Source organism: Micromonospora sp. L5, assembly GCF_000177655.2.
Lineage (GTDB): Bacteria > Actinomycetota > Actinomycetes > Mycobacteriales > Micromonosporaceae > Micromonospora > Micromonospora aurantiaca.
On the sequence record NC_014815.1, the window covers coordinates 193,799 to 211,982 of the forward strand.

15 protein-coding genes are annotated in these 18,184 nt (G+C 72.2%); 10 read left to right on the forward strand and 5 right to left on the reverse strand.

Annotated elements, in window-relative coordinates; all coding sequences use genetic code 11:
* Positions 1–13: 13 nt before the first annotated feature.
* Positions 14–2,311 carry a PKD domain-containing protein gene (locus tag ML5_RS00975; protein WP_013473436.1) on the reverse strand — a complete coding sequence of 766 codons (2,298 nt, stop codon included), beginning with the start codon at positions 2,309–2,311 and terminating at the stop codon, positions 14–16.
* A gap of 309 nt (positions 2,312–2,620) precedes the next feature.
* Between ML5_RS00975 and purB the strand changes: the two genes are divergently transcribed.
* Positions 2,621–4,045, forward strand: a complete 1,425-nt coding sequence (gene purB / locus ML5_RS00980; RefSeq protein ID WP_041784036.1) for an adenylosuccinate lyase — start codon at positions 2,621–2,623, stop codon at positions 4,043–4,045.
* Positions 4,046–4,157: 112 nt separating this feature from the next.
* Here the strand turns inward: purB and ML5_RS00985 are convergent, their stop codons facing one another.
* Both ML5_RS00985 and ML5_RS00990 read right to left on the reverse strand, forming a co-directional pair.
* A complete protein-coding gene (locus ML5_RS00985) occupies positions 4,158–4,733 on the reverse strand; it encodes a YbjQ family protein (protein WP_174361687.1) in 576 nt (191 codons plus the stop codon).
* A 12-nt stretch (positions 4,734–4,745) separates the two neighbouring features.
* Positions 4,746–5,429, reverse strand: coding sequence for a trypsin-like serine protease (locus ML5_RS00990; RefSeq protein ID WP_013473438.1), 684 nt, complete (start codon positions 5,427–5,429; stop codon positions 4,746–4,748).
* A gap of 470 nt (positions 5,430–5,899) precedes the next feature.
* Between ML5_RS00990 and purS the strand changes: the two genes are divergently transcribed.
* From purS to ML5_RS01010, 4 genes are all read left to right on the forward strand, one after another.
* Positions 5,900–6,163 (forward strand): phosphoribosylformylglycinamidine synthase subunit PurS, encoded by a 264-nt coding sequence (purS, locus tag ML5_RS00995; RefSeq protein ID WP_013473439.1) that lies wholly within the window; start codon positions 5,900–5,902, stop codon positions 6,161–6,163.
* Complete coding sequence (gene purQ / locus ML5_RS01000; protein ID WP_013473440.1) at positions 6,160–6,843, forward strand: phosphoribosylformylglycinamidine synthase subunit PurQ; 684 nt, start codon at positions 6,160–6,162, stop codon at positions 6,841–6,843. Before purS ends, purQ begins: the two co-directional genes overlap by 4 nt.
* Before the next feature lie 64 nt (positions 6,844–6,907).
* A complete protein-coding gene (gene purL / locus ML5_RS01005; RefSeq protein ID WP_013473441.1) occupies positions 6,908–9,619 on the forward strand; it encodes a phosphoribosylformylglycinamidine synthase subunit PurL in 2,712 nt (903 codons plus the stop codon).
* 10 nt (positions 9,620–9,629) lie between these two features.
* Positions 9,630–10,379: a 2-phosphosulfolactate phosphatase gene (locus ML5_RS01010; protein WP_013473442.1), complete on the forward strand. Its 750-nt coding sequence runs from the start codon at positions 9,630–9,632 to the stop codon at positions 10,377–10,379.
* A 91-nt stretch (positions 10,380–10,470) separates the two neighbouring features.
* Here the strand turns inward: ML5_RS01010 and ML5_RS01015 are convergent, their stop codons facing one another.
* On the reverse strand, positions 10,471–12,783 hold the full coding sequence (locus ML5_RS01015; RefSeq protein WP_013473443.1) for a carboxypeptidase regulatory-like domain-containing protein: 2,313 nt from the start codon (positions 12,781–12,783) through the stop codon (positions 10,471–10,473).
* A 160-nt stretch (positions 12,784–12,943) separates the two neighbouring features.
* On the opposite strand from ML5_RS01015, the gene ML5_RS31330 reads away from it, so the two are divergent.
* From ML5_RS31330 to amcA, 5 genes are all read left to right on the forward strand, one after another.
* Positions 12,944–13,297 carry a sterol carrier family protein gene (locus tag ML5_RS31330; protein ID WP_041798746.1) on the forward strand — a complete coding sequence of 118 codons (354 nt, stop codon included), beginning with the start codon at positions 12,944–12,946 and terminating at the stop codon, positions 13,295–13,297.
* Positions 13,298–13,465: 168 nt separating this feature from the next.
* Positions 13,466–14,983: an amidophosphoribosyltransferase gene (purF, locus tag ML5_RS01020; RefSeq protein WP_013283425.1), complete on the forward strand. Its 1,518-nt coding sequence runs from the start codon at positions 13,466–13,468 to the stop codon at positions 14,981–14,983.
* A 57-nt stretch (positions 14,984–15,040) separates the two neighbouring features.
* The gene (purM, locus tag ML5_RS01025) at positions 15,041–16,195 is read left to right on the forward strand and encodes a phosphoribosylformylglycinamidine cyclo-ligase (RefSeq protein WP_013283426.1); all 1,155 of its coding nucleotides are present in this window, start codon (positions 15,041–15,043) and stop codon (positions 16,193–16,195) included.
* Between the two features lie 127 nt (positions 16,196–16,322).
* Positions 16,323–17,414: a cyclophane-forming radical SAM peptide maturase AmcB gene (amcB, locus tag ML5_RS01030; protein ID WP_201766729.1), complete on the forward strand. Its 1,092-nt coding sequence runs from the start codon at positions 16,323–16,325 to the stop codon at positions 17,412–17,414.
* Positions 17,395–17,607, forward strand: coding sequence for a multiple cyclophane-containing RiPP AmcA (gene amcA / locus ML5_RS01035; RefSeq protein ID WP_013283428.1), 213 nt, complete (start codon positions 17,395–17,397; stop codon positions 17,605–17,607). The genes amcB and amcA overlap by 20 nt, the downstream gene beginning before the upstream one ends.
* Before the next feature lie 150 nt (positions 17,608–17,757).
* Here amcA and ML5_RS01040 read toward each other — a convergent pair whose 3' ends face one another.
* The gene (locus tag ML5_RS01040) at positions 17,758–17,973 is read right to left on the reverse strand and encodes a DUF3073 domain-containing protein (protein ID WP_013283429.1); all 216 of its coding nucleotides are present in this window, start codon (positions 17,971–17,973) and stop codon (positions 17,758–17,760) included.
* Between the last annotated feature and the right edge of the window lie 211 nt (positions 17,974–18,184).

Sequence of the window (18,184 nt, forward strand, 5' to 3'; positions counted from 1 at the left end):
GTCGGTGCGAGCGTCAGCCCCCGACTGTGAACTTCTCCCACGGGCCGACAGTGGTGCGGTTGGCGATCAGCGGCTTGGCGCCCGCACTCTCGGCGCTGACGTAGCGGTTGTTGATCGTCGCTTTGAGGCTGACCGTGCCGTCCGCGTTGCGGACCAGGACGAACGTCTCCCAGGCGCCGGCGCTGGTGCGGTTGGCGATCAGTGGCTTGGTGCCGGTGCCGTCCGCGCAGACGACCTTGCCGTTGGCCTGGGCCAGGAGCGCCACTTTGCCGCTGCCGAGGTCGAGCAGGTCGAACCGTTCCCAAGGGCCGGCGCTGGTGCGGTTGGCGATCAGCGGCTTCGTGCCGGCGCTCTCCGCGCTGACGAACCGGCCGTTCACGCCGGCCTTCAGGGTGCGGTTCGCGTCGGCCAGGTTGACCCGGTAGAACTTTTCCCGGGTGCCGATCGCGGTGGCGGTGGCGACGAGCTGAGCGTTCCCGTCGACGCCCACGTACGCCCGGCCGCTCCAGCGCAGGCTGATCGTGCCGTCAGCGTTGGTGACCAGGTCGAAGGTCTGCTCGTCCGTGACCGCCGGGCTGTTCGGCAGGATGGCGCCGCTGTTGACCAGATACCGTCCGACCGAGCGGGACAGCACGGCGACGCGCCCGTTGCCCGCATCGGCCAGGTCGAACTGCCCGTCGCCGGCCAACGTGGCCTTGTCGGCGGTCAGGACCCGCCCTGCCGTGGCGGACGCGTAGCGCAGGTTGACGAGGGCGAGCAGACCGACTGTGCCGGTACGGCGCAGAACGCTGATGCCCTGCGTGGCGGTGCCGGTCCGGTTGTCGGACCCGGAGACCGTCACCGAGACGGTGTAGTCGCCGGTGGTTGTGTAGGCGTGCGAGGCGACCGGCTTGTCCGAGGTGACCACCGTGCCGTCACCGAAGTCGAAGACGTACCTGGAGATCGGCCGGTACCCGGGGAGCGAGAGGGACGCGTCGGCGGTGACGGTGCGGGTGCCGAGATCCAGTTTCGTCTCGACCCAGGCGCGCGGGGCACCCAGGTATTCGGTCACCCCGCGATCTGCCCACGGCACCGGGCCGGCGCCGGTGTTGGGCCGGTTCGGGTTGTCGGCACGGGCGTTGCCGGCGCGGTCGGTGGCCTGGAAGCCCGGGGCCGCGGAGTTCGCCGAGTCCTCCGCCTCGGTGGTGTAGGACGTGTCCAGGTCGTGCGCGGCCTGCCCGGACGCGAGCCGGAACGCCTGCACGCCCATCCGGGTGCCGTTCCACGAGTAGGCCGTGTCGGACGGCGAACTGTAGTGGTAGGTGTTGTTGTAGTCCACCACGGTGCTGCCGGCGGCGGCGTCGAAGAGGCCGATCTCCACGCCGGGCGGGTCTGCCGGGTCGCAGTAGCTTCGCGTGGTGATCCCGTTCGAGTTCATGATGTTGTTCTGCACCGAGACACCGGTGGCGTCGCCGTCCACCCGGATGCCGTCGCTGCAGTGGTCGCGTACGTAATTGTTGGTGATCGCTGTCCGGGCGGCCCCGCGGACGTGGATCCCCAGCCCTGCCCCGCTCTGGACCTGGGTGTTGGCCACGACGGTGTCCGCCGCCGCCGGGCCGATGGCGACCCCGGCGCCGGTGAACGCGCCGACGGTGCTGTTCAGGATCGTGTTTCCCGGACCGTCGATCCGGATGCCGACGTTCGGCTCGGCGACCTTGTAGGTTCCGCCCACGGTGGCGGAGCGGACGACCACACCGGTGGTCGCCGTGTCCATACTGATGCCGCTGGCCGGCATCACGCCCTTGACGATGATCTGGGCCAGCGTGGTCCGGCTCACGGCGGTGAGCCGGACGATCGGTGCGGTGGCCGTGTCCGCCGGAAGGAAGCTACCGCCCTGCACCGTCAGCCCGGAGGCGTTGGCGAGGTCGAGGGCGGGGCCGTCGGCCGTCTTGGCCACCCGGATGTTCTGGAGCACGATGTCGTGCTGGCCGTGCACGACGACACCGGCGGTGGGGCCGTTGATCGTGGCGGAACCGTCGGCGACGATGGTGATCGGCTGCTCGGGGGTGCCGGAGCGGCCGACGGTGACCCGCTCCGGGTAGGTGCCCTGGCCGATGTCGACGGTCTGGCCCGGTTCGACCCGTGCCACCGCCGGATTGATGGAGCAGAACGGCGCGCCCAGAGTGCCGGGGCCGGTGTCTGAGCAGGCCGCCGCCGTCTGACGGACGTAGATGGTGGTCGTGTCGGCCGCCTGGGAAGGCGCGGCGAGGACCAGCAGGGAACCGCCGGTCAGCACGGTGGTGGTGAGCCCGGCGAGAAGGGGTCTGTGCATGTGAACCCTCGGTCGAGGAGTGAAGGCCCTGAGTGGGACCGGGGAACATGATCCGCGACTTGTCGGGTCCGCGTAGCCCTTGGGGACGTATCGGACGCGGTCGTCGGGCAACCGATCGGTCCTGCACTCCGCCCCCTGGACGCCGACGTCCGGGGGACGCCCACCACCGACGAGATGGCCACCGTCGCGCTGGAGCCGGCGGCATCGGCTGGGCTGACGACGTTCTCGGTCCGGCCCGCCCACGGGCCGGACCGGACCGGGTACCGGCGTCGCCGGGGCCGGCCCGGGCGTCGTGAAAGACTGAGGTACGTGACGACGATCCCGAACGTGCTCGCCAACCGGTACGCCTCGCCCGAACTGGTCGCCCTCTGGTCGCCGGAGGAGAAGGTCCGGATGGAGCGCCGGCTCTGGCTGGCGGTGCTCAAGGCCCAGCGTGATCTCGGCGTGCCGGTGCCGGACGGGGTGGTCGAGGCGTACGAGCGGGTGGTCGACCAGGTCGATCTGGCCTCGATCGCGGCCCGGGAGCGGGTCACCCGGCACGACGTGAAGGCCCGGATCGAGGAGTTCAGCGCGCTCGCCGGGCACGAGCACGTGCACAAGGGGATGACCTCCCGTGACCTCACCGAGAACGTCGAGCAGCTCCAGATCCGCGCCTCGCTGGAGCTGATCCGGGACCGGGTGGTCGCCACGCTGGCCCGGCTGGGCCGGCACGCGGGCGAGTACTCGGCGCTGGTGATGACCGGCCGCTCGCACAACGTCGCCGCGCAGGCCACCACGCTGGGTAAGCGCTTCGCGTCCGCGGCGGAGGAGCTGCTGATCGCGTACGAGCGGCTGGAGGATCTGATCGCCTGGTTCCCGCTGCGCGGGATCAAGGGTCCGGTGGGCACCGCCGCCGACCAGCTCGACCTGTTCGACGGCGACGCCGCCAAGGTGGCGGAGCTGGAGCGCCGGGTCGCCGAGCACCTGGGCTTCAGCCGGGTGCTGGACAGCGTCGGCCAGGTCTACCCGCGTTCGATCGACATGGCGGTCGTCGCGGCGCTGGCCCAGGTGGCCGCCGCGCCGTCGTCGCTGGCGACCACGATCCGGCTGATGGTGGGCCAGGAGCTGGTCACCGAGGGCTTCAAGCCGGGCCAGGTCGGCTCCAGCGCGATGCCGCACAAGATGAACACGCGCTCGTCGGAGCGGGTGAACGGCTTCGCGGTGATCATCCGGGGTTACCTGTCGATGGTCGGTGAGCTGGCCGGCGACCAGTGGAACGAGGGTGACGTCTCCTGCTCGGTGGTGCGCCGGGTCGCGCTGCCCGACGCGTTCTTCGCCGCCGACGGGCTGTTCCAGACGTTCCTCACCGTGCTGGACGAGTTCGGCCCGTACCCGGCGGTGATCAACCGGGAGCTGGAGCGCTTCCTGCCGTTCCTCGCCACCACGAAGATCCTGGTGGCAGCGGTACGCCGGGGTGTGGGCCGGGAGGTCGCGCACGAGGTGATCAAGGAGCACGCGGTCGCCGTGGCGCTGGCGATGCGGGAGAAGGGCGCGGCCGAGAACGACCTGTTCGACCGCCTGGCCGCGGACGGCCGGCTGGGCCTGACCCGGGCCGAGGTCGACACGCTGGTGGCCGACCGCAACGCCTTCGTAGGCGCCGCCACCGACCAGGTGTCCCGCGTAACGGCAAGAATCACCAAGGTCGTGGAGTCCCACCCCGAGGCGGCGGCCTACTCCCCGCCCCCCATCCTCTGACCGCCCTGTCCTTCTGGTCGATCATGAAGTTGGCGGCACTCAGGGAGATCATTCCTGCCGTCAACTTCATGATCGACGCGGCAGAGGCGGCAGAAGCGGCAGACAGCGCCGGTCAGGGACCGGTGGGGGTTTCGGCCGCGGAACTCAGGTTGGGGGCGCTCGCAGGCTCGGCGATGCCGCCGGGCGCGGAGGCGATCTCCGGCTCGTGAGCGGTCTCGGCCGCGATCGCCGGCTGGTCCGGCGGCATGACGTCCGGCATCTTCGGCGCGACGATCACCGCCGTGCCGTACGCGCAGATCTCCATCCACATCTCGCCGCAGTCGCGGCTGTCGAAGCGCATGCCGATCACCGCGTTCGCGCCCAGGCGGCGTGCCTCCTCGCCGAGGCGGGCCACCGAGTCGGTACGCCACCGGGTCAGGTTGTCCGGCGCCATCGGGTCGTAGGCGCCACCGCGCAGGTTCTTGACCCCCTCGCGGTACGGGTTGCGGGTCCTCGCCATCGAGGAGACCACTTCGCCGAGGATCTGGCGGATCTCGTAGCCGGGCAGTTGATCCGTCGTCACGACCAGCACGCTTCCGATGCTGTCAGTCCCCGGCCGGGTGGTTCGCGAGCCGTGTTCAGCTGATCGGATGCTGAAAAACGGCGCGGCGCGGACGGCCGGGCCGCACCCGACCGATCCGCGCCGCATCGGCATCAACCGTCAGACACCGGCCGTCGAGGTGATCCAGGCCCGGTTGTACGCAACACTGCCGTAGTTCTGGATGCTCTGGCCGTCGGCGGTGGAGGCGACGCCGACCTGCCGGCCGTTGTAGAACTGCGGGCCGCCCGAGTCGCCCCGCCACGCGTTGCCGTTGACCCGGGTGCTCCGGATCGCCTGGCCGCCGTACGCGTCGGTGACGCTGGTGCTGGTCACCCGGACGCTGGCGGTCTTGAGCTGGGGCGACGCGCCGCAGCCGCTGTAGCAGGTCATGCCCCAGCCGTAGATGGTATTGGTCGAGCCGACCGGCGGGTTGCTGCTGGCCAGCGAGACGGCGGAGGTGCTGACCGTGCTGGACAGGCGCAGCAGGGCCAGGTCGTAGCGGGTGTAGGAGGCGCTCACGGTGCGGGTGACGCCGCCCGAGGCGTAGTAGACGCTGCCGACCCGGACGGACATGGTGCCGCTGACGCAGTGCCGGGCGGTGAGCACCCACTGGGGCGCGATGACGCTGCCGGAGCAGGTGAACGAGCCGTTGCTGAAGACGGCGGCGGCCCACGGCGCCGACGAGACGGTGCCGCCGCCGATGATCGGCTGGGGGCCGGCCGGCGCGGCGGTGGCGCCGGAGGCGGTGGCCAGGACGCCGGCCAGCGCGGTGGTCAGCACGGCGAGCAGGGGACGGAGGCGCATGTCGGGGCTCCTTCTGCGCGGACGCCCGGGGTTGCCGGGCAGGGGGTGACACCCGCCGGATGGGGTGGGCCGGCGAGGGACGTCGATCTAACTCATCGACATCTGACGATGCATGCTACGGCCGTGACACCCTCTGTCACAAGGTGTGGATCGAATCGCGCCGATGGCGTGACGCGCGCCGCGTGCCGCGCGGGCGCGCTGTCGGATACCGGTCGAAGGTGGGGTGTTTCGCGGCAGAATGCCTGGTAGGAGGTGGTGCCAGGGGGCGTACACAAGCACGGAGCGCAACGAATTCGCATCGGCGCCGCAACGAACGGGCAACGGTGCCCGTCCGGTGCCGCCGGTGGGGCCGATCAGTGCCGGAACTGCCCCCGGCCGGTGCGGGCCGGGCGGTATCTGCCAGGTAGGCTGGCTCCGCTCGCCCGATTGTTGGGCCGGCACCCAACTGCGTACACAGTCAGGAGTGCCCAGTGCCTCGCGTCGTAGTCGACGTCATGCTCAAGCCCGAGATCCTCGATCCGCAGGGCCAGGCCGTCGCAAACGCGCTGCCCCGCCTCGGCGTCAGTGACGTCGCCTCGGTTCGGATCGGCAGGCGGATCGAGATCGAGTTCACCGGCGAACCGGACCTGGACCGGGCCCGGGAGATCGCCGACAAGCTGCTGGCCAACCCGGTCATCGAGGACTTCACCGTCCGCGTGGTCACCGCCGACGAGACCGCGGGCGCGCAGTCGTGACCGCCCGGGTCGGTGTGGTCACCTTCCCCGGCTCGCTCGACGACGGGGACGCGGCCCGGGCCGTACGGATCGCCGGCGCCGAGGCGGTCCGGCTCTGGCACGGCGACCCGGACCTGCACGGGGTGGACGCTGTCGTCCTGCCCGGCGGCTTCTCCTACGGCGACTACCTGCGCTGCGGCGCCATCGCCCGGTTCGCACCGGTGATGGAGACGATCGTCCAGGCCGCGCGCGGTGGACTGCCGGTGCTCGGCATCTGCAACGGCTTCCAGATCCTCTGCGAGGCCCATCTGCTGCCCGGGGCGCTCACCCGCAACCAGCACCTGCATTTCCGCAACCGGGACCAGGTCCTGCGGATCGAGAGCACCGGCACCGCCTGGACGAACGCGTTCCAGCCGGGCCAGGAGGTGCTCGTCCCGGTCAAGAACGGCGAGGGCTGCTACGTCGCCGACCCCGCGACGCTCGATCGGCTGGAGGGCGAGGGCCGCGTCGTCGCCCGCTACGTCGGCGGCAACCCCAACGGATCGCAGCGCGACATCGCCGCGATCACCAACGAGGCCGGCAACGTCGTCGGCATCATGCCGCACCCCGAGCACGCGGTGGAGGCGCTCACCGGCCCCTCCCTGGACGGCCTCGGCTTCTTCACCTCGGTGCTCAAGCATCTGGTGGGAGCGCCGGCGTGATGGTGGCCGGGAACATCGGTCGGCCCACCCGCCGCACCGGCGGCGAGCGCAGCAAGGAGACGTCATGACCACCCATCCGGACCCGGCCCTGCGCGAGCCGCAGGGCGTGGTGCCGCAGGCCGGCCCGACCGACGACTGGGCGCTGGGCGTGGACACCGTTCCCCGGGCCGCCGACTCGCCGGAGGAGCTTCAGCCGTACGCCGAGCTGGGCCTCCGCGACGACGAGTACGACCGGATCCGGCACATCCTCGGCCGCCGGCCCACCCAGGCCGAGCTGGCCATGTACTCGATCATGTGGAGTGAGCACTGCTCCTACAAGTCGAGCAAGGTGCACCTGCGCCAGTTCGGCGAGAAGGCGCCGCCGAGTGACCGGCTGCTCGCCGGCATCGGGGAGAACGCCGGCGTGGTCCGGGTCTCCGACGAGCTGGCGGTGACCTTCAAGGTCGAGTCGCACAACCACCCGAGCTTCGTCGAGCCGTACCAGGGCGCGGCGACCGGCGTCGGCGGCATCGTCCGCGACATCCTCGCCATGGGCGCCCGCCCGGTCGCCGTGATGGACCCGCTGCGCTTCGGCGCGGCCGACCACCCGGACACCGCCCGGGTACTGCCCGGCGTGGTCGCCGGCGTCGGCGGCTACGGCAACTGCCTGGGCCTGCCCAACATCGGCGGCGAGGTCGTCTTCGACCCCTGCTACCAGGGCAACCCGCTGGTCAACGCGCTCTGCCTGGGCGTGCTGCCGGTCGACCGGCTGCAGAAGAAGGACGCCACCGGCCCCGGCAACATCGTGGTGCTGATGGGCGCCAAGACCGGCCGCGACGGCATCGGCGGAGTGTCCGTGCTCGCCAGCGCCACCTTCGACGAGGGCAGCGAGCAGCGCCGCCCGTCCGTGCAGGTGGGCGACCCCTTCATGGAGAAGCTGCTCATCGAGGCGTGCCTGGAGCTGTACGACGCCGAACTGGTCGTCGGCATCCAGGACCTCGGCGGCGCCGGCCTGACCTGCGCCCTCACCGAGACCGCCGCCTCCGCCGGCACCGGCATGCGGGTCTGGCTGGAGCGCGTGCCGCTGCGCGAGCCGTCGATGGAACCGCACGAGATCCTGGCCAGCGAGTCCCAGGAGCGGATGCTGCTCGTCGTCTCGCCGGACAAGCTCGACGCCGTGCTGAAGACCGCCGAGAAGTGGGGCGTCTGGGCCACCGCCATCGGCGAGGTCACCGCGCCGTCGGCGGACGGCCAGCCGGGCCGCCTGGTCGTCACCTGGCGCGACCAGCTCGTGGTGGACGTGCCGCCGGGCTCGCTCGTCGACGACGGCCCGGTGTACGCCCGGCCGATGCGCGAGCCGGCCGACCTGATCCTGCTCCAGGCCGACCGCGCCGAGACGCTGCCCCGGCCGAGCACCCCGGAGGCGCTCCGGGAGACCGTGCTGCGCATGATCGCGTCGCCGAACCTGGCCGACAAGACCTGGGTGACCGAGCAGTACGACAGGTACGTGCTCGGCAACACCGTGCTCGCCCAGCCGGAGGACTCCGGCGTGATCCGGATCGACGAGCGCAGCGGCCTGGGTGTCGCGCTCTCCGTCGACGGCAACGGCCGGTACGCGCGCCTCGACCCGTACCACGGGACGAAGCTGGCGCTGGCCGAGGCGTACCGGAACGTGGCGGTGACCGGCGCGAAGCCGATCGCGGTGACCAACTGCCTGAACTTCGGCTCGCCGGAGGACCCGGGCGTGATGTGGCAGTTCGCCGAGGCCGTGCGCGGCCTGGCGGACGGCTGCCTGGAGCTGGGCATCCCGGTGACCGGCGGCAATGTCAGCTTCTACAACCAGACCGGCGCCGCCGCCATCCACCCGACCCCGGTGGTCGGCGTGCTCGGCGTGCTCGACGACGTCGCAAACCGGGTGCCGATGGGCTTCGTGCCGCGCCCGGCCGGCGACCACGACCAGCTGTTCCTGCTGGGCGAGACGCACGTCGAGCTGTCCGGCTCGGAGTGGGCCTGGGTGACGCACGAGCACCTGGGCGGCATCCCGCCGCAGGTCGACCTGGCCCGCGAGCGGCAGCTCGCCGAACTGCTGGCCGAGGCGGCCCGGGTCGGGCACCTCAGCTCCGCGCACGACCTGTCCGACGGCGGCCTGGCGCAGAGCCTGGTCGAGTCGGCTCTGCGCCGCGGCGTGGGCGCCCGGGTCGTGGTGCCGGAGCACTTCGCCGGTGGCTCGATGCCGTTCGTGTTCCTGTTCAGCGAGTCCGCCGGCCGCGTGCTGGTGTCGGTGCCGCGCGGCCACGAGAAGGCGTTCACCGCCCTCTGCGCCGAGCGCGGCGTGCCGTGGGAGTTCATCGGCGTCACCGACCCGGCCTCCGGCGGGCTTGAGGTGCACGGCCAGTTCCGGATCGGCCTGGACGAGCTGCGCGAGGCGCACACCGGTACGCTCCCGCGCCTGTTCGGTGCCGCCGAGGCGGCCCGCGTGGAGGTGGAGGCGACCCGTACCGGCACGACCACTGTGCTTCCGGCCACCGCGGAGCAGCCGGTCGGCGTGGACCCGGCCGCTGTCGACGCCGAGCCGATCGCCAAGGCCGGCCGGGACACCCCGGCGGCCGACGCCGAGGCGTCCGCACCCGCCGCCGAGGCGGAGCCCGAGGCGTCCGCTGCGGCGTCCGACGAGGCCGAGCCGGCCGAGGGTACGGCGACGCCGGCAGTCGACGGAACCCCGGCCCAGGACGAGTCGGCGCCCGCCGACGGGTCCGACGGTCCGGCTCCCGGTGAGCCGGCGCCGGGTCAGCGCTGAGGCGCTGGCCTTGGCCGTCTTCGCCCAACCCGGCGCCGGTGTCCGGTTCGACTGGGGACTGACCGGGGCGGCGGAACTCGGCCGGGTCTGTGCCGCCCTGGTGGTGGTGGACGTGCTGTCGTTCACCACCGCCGTGGAGGTGGCGGTGAGCCGCGGCATGCGGGTGCACCCGTTCCCGTGGGGCGAGCAGGCCGCCGACTACGCCCGCCGGGTGGGGGCCGTGGCCGCTGTGGGCCGCCGGAAGACGACGACCGAACACCCGTGGTCGCTGTCCCCGGCGGCGCTGCGGGCCGCGCCGCTCGTCGCCGACCTGGTGCTGCCGTCACCCAACGGTTCGGCGATCAGCGCCGCTGCGAGCGCCACCGGAGTGCCGGTGGTCGCGGCGTGCCTGCGTAACGCACCCGCCGTCGGACGCTGGCTGCGCGCCGAGGGGTACGGCTCGAAGGACGCACCCGTGGGCGTGGTGGCGGCCGGGGAGCGCTGGCCCGACGGGTCGCTCCGGCCGTGCGTGGAGGACCAGCTCGGTGCGGCCTGCGTGCTCGACGCGCTCGCCGATGTGCCCGGCGGGCTCTCGGTGGAGGCCGCGATGGCGCTCGCCGCGCTGGCGAGCACGCCGGACGTGCCGGCAGCGGTCCGGGGATGCGTCTCCGGGCGGGAACTCGCCGAGGGCGGCTTCGCCGAGGACGTCACGGTCGCGACCGAGGTGGGCGTCTCCGACGTGGTGCCGGTGCTCCGCCAGGGCTACTTCGCCCCCGCCTGAGCACCGCTTCCGCTCCCGTCCTGCGGGGCCCGCTGACGACTGTGGCCGCCCGCTGTTCGCGGGCGGCCACAGTTCTCACGTCTGGTGTCTGTCAGTCGTCCAGCCAGTCGAGGCGTCGTCCGCTCCGGTCCGCCTGCCCGTCCGGGCGGGCGCGACCCGCCTGCGCCGGGTCGTTGGAGTAGCCGTTGTCGTAGCCGCCCCCGCGCTGCTGCGGCGGCTCCTGGCCGTAACCGCCCTGCTGGCCGTAACCGCCCTGCGGGTTCTGACCGTAGCCCTCGCCGTATCCGCCGCCCTGCTGGCCGTAGCCGCCCGCCTGGTGACCGCCGTCGTAGCCGCCACCGGCGTTGCCGTAGCCGCCGGCCGGCGCGTCGCCGTATCCGCCCTGCTGACGAGTGCTGTCGTAGCCACCTGTCGCGCCGCTGTCGTAACCCCCGGCGCCCTTGTCGTAGCCGGCCTGGGACCGGCTGTCGTAGCCGCCGGCGGGGTTGTCGTAGCCGCCCGCGGGCGCGTCGCCGTATCCGCCCTGCTGGCGGGTGCTGTCGTAGCCGCCGGCCGGGGCGTCGCCGTAGCCGCCGGCGGGGGCGTTGTCGTACCCGCCGGCCGGTGCGTCGCCGTAGCCGCCGCCCGCCGCGCGACCGCCGCCGTAGGCCGGGGCGTCGCCGTATCCGCCGGTCGGGTTGTCGCCGTAGCCACCGCCCGCGGCGTTGCCGTAGGCGCCGGTGGGCTCGCCGTATCCGCCCTGCTGGCGGGTGCTGTCGTAGCCGCCGGTCGCGCCGTTGTCGTAGCCGCCCGACGCGGCGCCGTAGCCACCGGCCGCGCCGTAAGCGTCGCCCTGCTCCGGGCCACGGCCGTACGGGGCCGAGCCGGACTGGTCGTAGCCGCGGTCCTGCTCCGGCTGGTAGGTGCTGGTGGGGTACGGGTCGGCCGCCGGTGCGTACTGCGTGCTGTCACCGGTGTAGCGGCCGGTGGGCTCGTCGAAGCGCTCGTTGCCGTAGCCGCCGCCCTGGGCCGCGTAGCCGGCCGCCCCAGCCGCGGCACCTGCGGCGTAGTCCGGGTTGCCGTAGCCGGCACCGGAGGAGGGTCCGTTGCCGTAGCCGCCGCCCGAGGAGGGCGCGTTGCCGTAGCCGCCCGCGCCGCCGTAACCGCCCTGGCCCGCTGCGTCGTCGCCGTAGCCGTAGCCGCCCTGGCCGCCGCCCGCGCCGTACGCCGGGCCGGGCGGCGCGCCGTACGGGTCCGGCGGGACGTCGTCCACGACCGGCCGCTGGAGCATGGTGGGGGCGTCGCTGATCGAGGGGCCGCCGACCATCGTCGCGGCCGGGGCGCCCATGCCGTTCACCACGCGGGTCTGGTCGTCGGTGCCGTGGTACGCGCCCCGGGCCGCCGGGATCGCACCGGCCGCGCCGGGACCACCCGGACCGGCCGGCCCACCCGGACCGTCGCCGTCACCGTCGTCGCCCTCGTTCTTGCGGCGCATGTAGAGCAGCACGATGGTGCCCACGCCGACGGCGACGAACAGGCCGCCGAGCAGGATGAGCAGCCAGGAGCCGAAGCCGCCGGAGTCCTCGTTCGCGGCCGGCTGCTGCGCGGCGGGCGCCTCGGCCGACGGGGTGTCGGTCGCCTCCTCGTCGAGCGGCTCCTCGGACGGCGGGGCGGACTCACTCGCCGACGGGGTGGCGCTCGGGCTCGCCGACGCCTTCACCTGGATGCTGAGCCGGACGCCGGTCACCGACTGGCCGGCGTTCGCGTTGATCGACCGGGCGACCGGCGAGGCGCCGTCGGTGGAGGCGCCGAGGTCGATCCGGCCGGGTGCGATCGGGTTGGACTCGGAGCCGCTGAAGCTGAAGTTGCCGTTACCGCTGGTGTTGGTGCGGCGTTCCTTGCCCGCGCTGTCGCGGAGCATGACGAGGGCGCCCTCGATCGGATCGCCGTCGGCGTTGACCACCTTGCCCGAGACCGTCTTGACGGTCTGCGGCTGCTGCGGCGACGGAGGGGCCGCCTTGCCCTTGACCGTGAGGTTGAAGTTCGCGGTGTCCGGTCGCCCGACACCCTGGATCCGGACCGTCACTGAGGAGTTGGCGTCACCGGCGTTGTCGTTCGCGCGCAGGGTAAGGATCTGGACCTTGGCAGTGCCCGGCGGGTTGAACTCGATGCCGCCGCAACCACTAGTGCAACTGACGCCGGACGGCAGGCCGCTCAGGCTGATGTCACCGTTGGTGTCGCCGCCCTCGGGGTTGACGGTAACGGTGACGGTGGCGTCGCTGCCAGCGTTGACCGTGACCGATCCCGGGGAGACGCTGACATTGGCGGCGAGGGCGGGAGCTGCGGGGACGGTGAGCAGGGCGCCGAAGACCAGCGCTACGACCACACCGGCCCGCTGCTTCCAGGCACGTCGGTGTGTTGACACGTCCACCGCCTTCCGGGTCTGATCCCCCCGTCGGCCGCTCGGCCGAGGTTGATCACTCACGGTACGAATAACGCCGTCGGCAACTATGCCTTGTCTGACCGGATCATCTCTACCCAGGGCCGCCGTCGGGCGGCCTTCTGCCGGGTCGTATCGTCCCGTCGTGTCCTCTCCGCACGCTTATTCCGAAGCGGTACGCGCCGCACTGGTGGCGCTGGACGAGGGGCGTACGCCCGAACGGCCGGTGCTCCGGGAGGCGGTCCGGACGCTCTTGGCTGCCCTCGCGGATCGCGCCCCCGGCCGATCGGTGGAGGTGCGCGTCCCACCCTACGGTGCGGTCCAGTGCGTGAGTGGTCCACGACACACCCGTGGTACGCCGCCGAACGTGGTGGAGATGGACCCGCCGACTTGGCTGGCGGTCGCCACCGGGCGCCAGGGATGGGCGGAAACGGTCACTGAGGGTCGCATCCGGGTTTCCGGGAACCGGGCTGACCTCTCCCCGTACCTCCCGATTTAGGCGTCGAGCAGGGCAAACTCTGCTCACGCTGAGCGGACGCTTTGTGACTGTCGGTGTCGACTGCTGGTCGCGTACACTGAGAGCCGACGACGGTCCCGGCCCATGCGTGCGGAGCTGCCCCCCTGACTCCGCCAGGCCAGTCCAGACCCCACTGCGAGGGAGCGGCAGGTGCCCCGAGGCGATGGCCGGCTGAGCCACGACCTTGACCCCCAGCGACCCGGCCCACAGGACGCGTGCGGCGTCTTCGGCGTCTGGGCGCCGGGTGAAGAGGTCGCCAACCTCACCTACTTCGGGCTCTACGCCCTCCAGCACCGCGGTCAGGAGGCCGCGGGCATCGCGGTGAGTGACGGCTCCGGTGTCGTGGTCTACAAGGATCTCGGCCTGGTCGCCCAGGTGTTCGACGAGCCGACGCTGGCGAGCCTGCGCGGGCACGTCGCGATCGGGCACGCGCGCTACTCCACCACCGGCGGCTCGACCTGGGAGAACGCCCAGCCGACCATCCGTGCCACGACCGCCGGCACCACGATCGCGCTGGCGCACAACGGCAACCTGGTCAACACCGCCGAGTTGCAGCGCGAGGCCGCCGTGCGAGGGCTCGACTCGGACGGCTCGACGAACGACACCTCGCTGGTCACCATGCTGCTGGCGAGCCGGCCCGACCTGTCGGTCGAGGCGGCCGCGCTGGAGGTGCTGCCGCAGCTGCGCGGCGCGTTCAGCTTCGTCTTCATGGACGAGTCGACGCTCTACGCGGCGCGCGACGCGCACGGCGTACGCCCGCTGGTGCTCGGCCGGCTCGAACGCGGCTGGGTGGTGGCGAGCGAGACCGCCGCGCTGGACATCGTCGGCGCGAGCGTGGTGCGCGAGGTCGAGCCGGGCGAGCTGATCGCCATCGACGAGAACGGGCTGCGTTCCAGCCGGTTCGCCTCGCCCGAGCCCAAGGGCTGTCTCTTCGAGTACGTGTACATCGCCCGGCCGGACGCCACCATCGCCGGCCGCAACGTGCACGCCGCGCGGGTGCAGATCGGCCGCCAGCTCGCCAAGGAGCATCCGGTCGAGGCCGACCTGGTGATCCCGGTGCCGGAGTCCGGCACGCCGGCCGCGATCGGCTACGCCGAGGAATCAGGCATCACGTACGGCCAGGGCCTGATGAAGAACCCGTACGTCGGTCGCACGTTCATCCAGCCCTCGCAGACGCTGCGCGCGCTCGGCGTCCGGCTGAAGCTGAACCCGCTGCGGCAGAACGTACGCGGCAAGCGCCTGGTGGTGGTGGACGACTCGATCGTGCGGGGCACCACCCAGCGGGCGATCGTCCGGCTGCTGCGCGAGGCGGGCGCGCTGGAGGTCCACGTCCGGATCTCCTCGCCGCCGGTGAGCTGGCCCTGCTTCTACGGCATCGACTTCGCCACCCGCGCCGAGCTGCTCGCGAACGGGCTCGACAACGACGGCATCCGGCGGTCCATCGGCGCCGACTCGCTCGGTTACGTATCGCTGCCCGGTCTCATCGCCGCGACCGAGCAGCCGAAGAGCCGGCTCTGCCGGGCGTGCTTCGATGGGGAGTACCCGATCGAACTGCCGGCCGGGAACCTGATCGGCAAGCACGTGCTCGAAGGAGTGGGACGCCGGGTCGCCGCCGAGGCGGCCGGGCCGACCGGTCCGCTCGTCGCCACACCGACCCACCACCCGTAGCACCACCGACGCGGGTCCGGCCGCTCCGGGCCCGCGGGAACCACAAAGGGGAGAACCGTGACGCACGTGTCCGAGCGCAGCGGCGCAGGATCCAGCCCGACGGGCGCCGGCGGCGACCGCCAGCCCTGGTCGGCGGGTTCCGGCCGGACGCAGCGCAAACGCTCGGTCTCGTACGCCGACGCCGGGGTGTCGATCGAGGCGGGCGACCGCGCGGTCGAGCTGCTCAAGTCGAAGGTCAAGGAGACCCGGCGCCCCGAGGTCATGGGTGACCTGGGCGGCTTCGCCGGCCTGTTCCGGCTGGACACGAAGAAGTACAAGAACCCGATCCTGGCCTCCTCGACCGACGGCGTGGGCACCAAGCTGGTGATCGCCCAGCAGCTCGACATCCACGACACGGTCGGCATCGACCTGGTCGCCATGGTCGTCGACGACCTGGTGGCCTGCGGCGCCGAGCCGCTGTTCCTGCTCGACTACATCGCCACCGGCGAGGTCGTGCCGGACAAGGTCGCCGAGATCGGCGCGGGCATCGCGGACGGCTGCCGGTACGCCGGCTGCGCGCTGCTGGGTGGCGAGACCGCCGAGCACCCGGGCGTGCTGCGCCCCGACGAGTACGACATCTCGGCCACCGGCGTCGGCGTGGTGGAGGAGAGCGAGATCCTCAGCCCCGAGCGCGTCGAGGTGGGCGACGTGGTGATCGCCATGCGCTCGTCCGGCCTGCACTCCAACGGCTACTCCCTGGTCCGGCACGTGCTGCTCGGCGCCGGCCGGATGCGGCTGGACGTGGTGATCGACGACTTCGGCCGTCAGCGGACGCTCGGCGAGGAGCTGCTCACCCCGACCAAGATCTACGCACAGGACTGCCTCAAGCTGATCGCCGAGGCCGAGGTGCGGGCGCTGGCCCACGTCACCGGCGGCGGCATCCCCGGCAATCTGGTCCGGGTGCTGCCCGAGCACGTCGACGCCGTGGTGAACCGCTCCACCTGGAAGCCGCAGCCGATCTTCGACCTGATCCAGTCCAAGGGCCGGATCGAGGACCCGGAGATGGAGGCGACCTTCAACATGGGCGTCGGCATGTTCGCGATCGTCTCCGCCGAGGACGCCGACCGCGCGCTGGCCACCCTGACCGGCCGGGGTGTGGACGCCTGGCAGGCCGGCGAGATCATCGAGGGGTCCGGCAACGTGCAGATGGTCGGACAGCACACCCGAGGCTGATCACCCTGCGCCGATCGGCCGGGCACTTTATCGGGGGTTCACCCGAGCGGTCGCCGCGGCCTAGCCTGGAGGTTCGGTTTTCAGGCAGGCGGGGGAGGTGCTGATGGCTGCGCGCACGCCCGGAGGGATGCGGGGCATCTCTGCCGTCCCGTCGTACGTGGTGATGCAGCCGACGACGCTGTGCAACCTCGACTGCGCCTACTGCTACCTCCCCTTCCGGGCGGTCGACAGGCGGATGCCGGTGGCCGTCGCCGAGGCGGTGGCGGCGTCGGTGAACCCGTGGGCGGCGGGCGGTCGATTCTCCGTGGTCTGGCACGGTGGGGAGCCGCTCGCTGCGGGCCGGGAGCACCTGGCCGCGCTGCTGGCGCCGTTCGGGCCCGACGTCGAGCACCACGTGCAGACGAACGCCACCCTGATCGACGACGCCTGGTGCGCGTTCTTCGCCGAGCACCGGGTGCGGGTCAGCATCAGCGTGGACGGGCCGCGGGCGCGCAACGGCGAGCGGGTCACCCGGGGCGGGCGGCCCGCGTACGACCGGATCGTGGCGGGTGTGGCGGCGCTGCGCCGCCACGGCCTGCCGTTCTCGGCGCTCGCGGTGGTCTCGCGGCCGGAACCGGGCCTGGCGACCGAGCTGTACGACTACTTCCTCGACCTGGGCTGCGACGTGCTCGGCGTCAACATCGAGGAGACCGAGGGCGTCAACACCCGGACGAACGCGCGCGACGCGGGCGCGGTCACCGGGTTCTGGGCGGAACTGGTGGCGGCCTGGCGCCGGGATCCCCGGATCCACCTGCGTGAGGTGGAGTGGTCGCTGCGGTACGCGGGCGCGGTCCTGGCCGGCACCGCCGACGACCTGCTGCCCCGGAGCCTCGACCCGATCCCGACGGTCGGGCACGACGGCTCGGTGGTGGTGCTCTCGCCGGAGCTGGCCGGCTTCACCGACCCCCGGTACGGCGACTTCGCCAGCGGGAACGTGCTGACCACGCCGCTGGGCGACATCCTCGCGGGCGCGGCCGGTACGCCGTGGGTGGGCGAGTTCCTCACCGGCGTGGAGGCGTGCCGGGCGTCCTGCGCGTACTTCGGGTTCTGTGGCGGCGGGCACGCCGCCAACCGCTACTTCGAGCTGGGGCGTTTCGACGGTACGGAGACCGAGCACTGCCGTAACAGCAAGATCCGCCTACTGGAGGGAGTGTTGGAGCATGCCCGAGACCATCAGTGACACCGACCGGGAGGCGGTCGCCGACCGGGTGCGGGACGCCGCTGCGGGGCTTACCGCTCTGCTTCGGGAGGCGGAGGCGGCGCGGCTGCTGCGGGCGGAGGTGTCGGGCGGCGACGGCGCCGACGCGGTGTGCGCGTGGAACCACTTCGAGAACATCCCGACGTTCTACAACTGGAACAACCGGCCACGCTGAGGGAACGGTTCCGCGATCAAGGACCTGCCGGCGCGTCGGAGCGGGCGCCTCGGAGCGCCGGCAGGTCCCTGATCGTCGGTCGTACGCCGGCTCAGCAGAGCACATGCGTGAGCACGCGGGGGTTACCGCGTGCTCAGATGTGACCGGAGGTCAGCGGGTCGGACGAGCCCAGGTGTCCGGGTCGTCGTCCGCGTGGTCCTCGTCATCGTCGTCGACATACTCTTTGTAGTCGTCGTCGAAGTTGTGCTCAGACTTTCCACTACCCGCCAGTTCGCGCTGCAAGGCGGTTAGGTCGGTGTTCGGGGAGTGGTACTTCAACTCCCGGGCCACCTTCGTCTGCTTGGCCTTAGCACGGCCGCGCCCCATGGCTCGACCCCCTCGCACAGAATGCGGGGCAGCCCGAAGGCGGGCCCCGATGACGTCAGGCATCTCTCGTGGCTCTTACGGTACATGGGGATGCCATCGTTCGGCACCTCGGGTCACCGTCGACCGGACCTGCGCGTCGCAGTGGTCCAGCCGTCACAAAGTGTACCGGGTAAGGGGTAAGCCCCGGGGCTGGCCGTGACACCGGACATAC

Excerpts from the sequence above, each read along its gene's own strand:
- ML5_RS00975 (WP_013473436.1), bottom strand. The coding sequence starts at position 2,311 with ATGCACAGACCCCTTCTCGCCGGGCTCACCACCACCGTGCTGACCGGC.
- ML5_RS00985 (WP_174361687.1), bottom strand. The coding sequence starts at position 4,733 with ATGCGGCGCGGATCGGTCGGGTGCGGCCCGGCCGTCCGCGCCGCGCCG.
- ML5_RS00990 (WP_013473438.1), bottom strand. The coding sequence starts at position 5,429 with ATGCGCCTCCGTCCCCTGCTCGCCGTGCTGACCACCGCGCTGGCCGGC.
- purL (WP_013473441.1), top strand. The coding sequence starts at position 6,908 with ATGACCACCCATCCGGACCCGGCCCTGCGCGAGCCGCAGGGCGTGGTG.
- amcB (WP_201766729.1), top strand. The coding sequence starts at position 16,323 with ATGCGGGGCATCTCTGCCGTCCCGTCGTACGTGGTGATGCAGCCGACG.
- amcA (WP_013283428.1), top strand. The coding sequence starts at position 17,395 with ATGCCCGAGACCATCAGTGACACCGACCGGGAGGCGGTCGCCGACCGG.
- ML5_RS01040 (WP_013283429.1), bottom strand. The coding sequence starts at position 17,973 with ATGGGGCGCGGCCGTGCTAAGGCCAAGCAGACGAAGGTGGCCCGGGAG.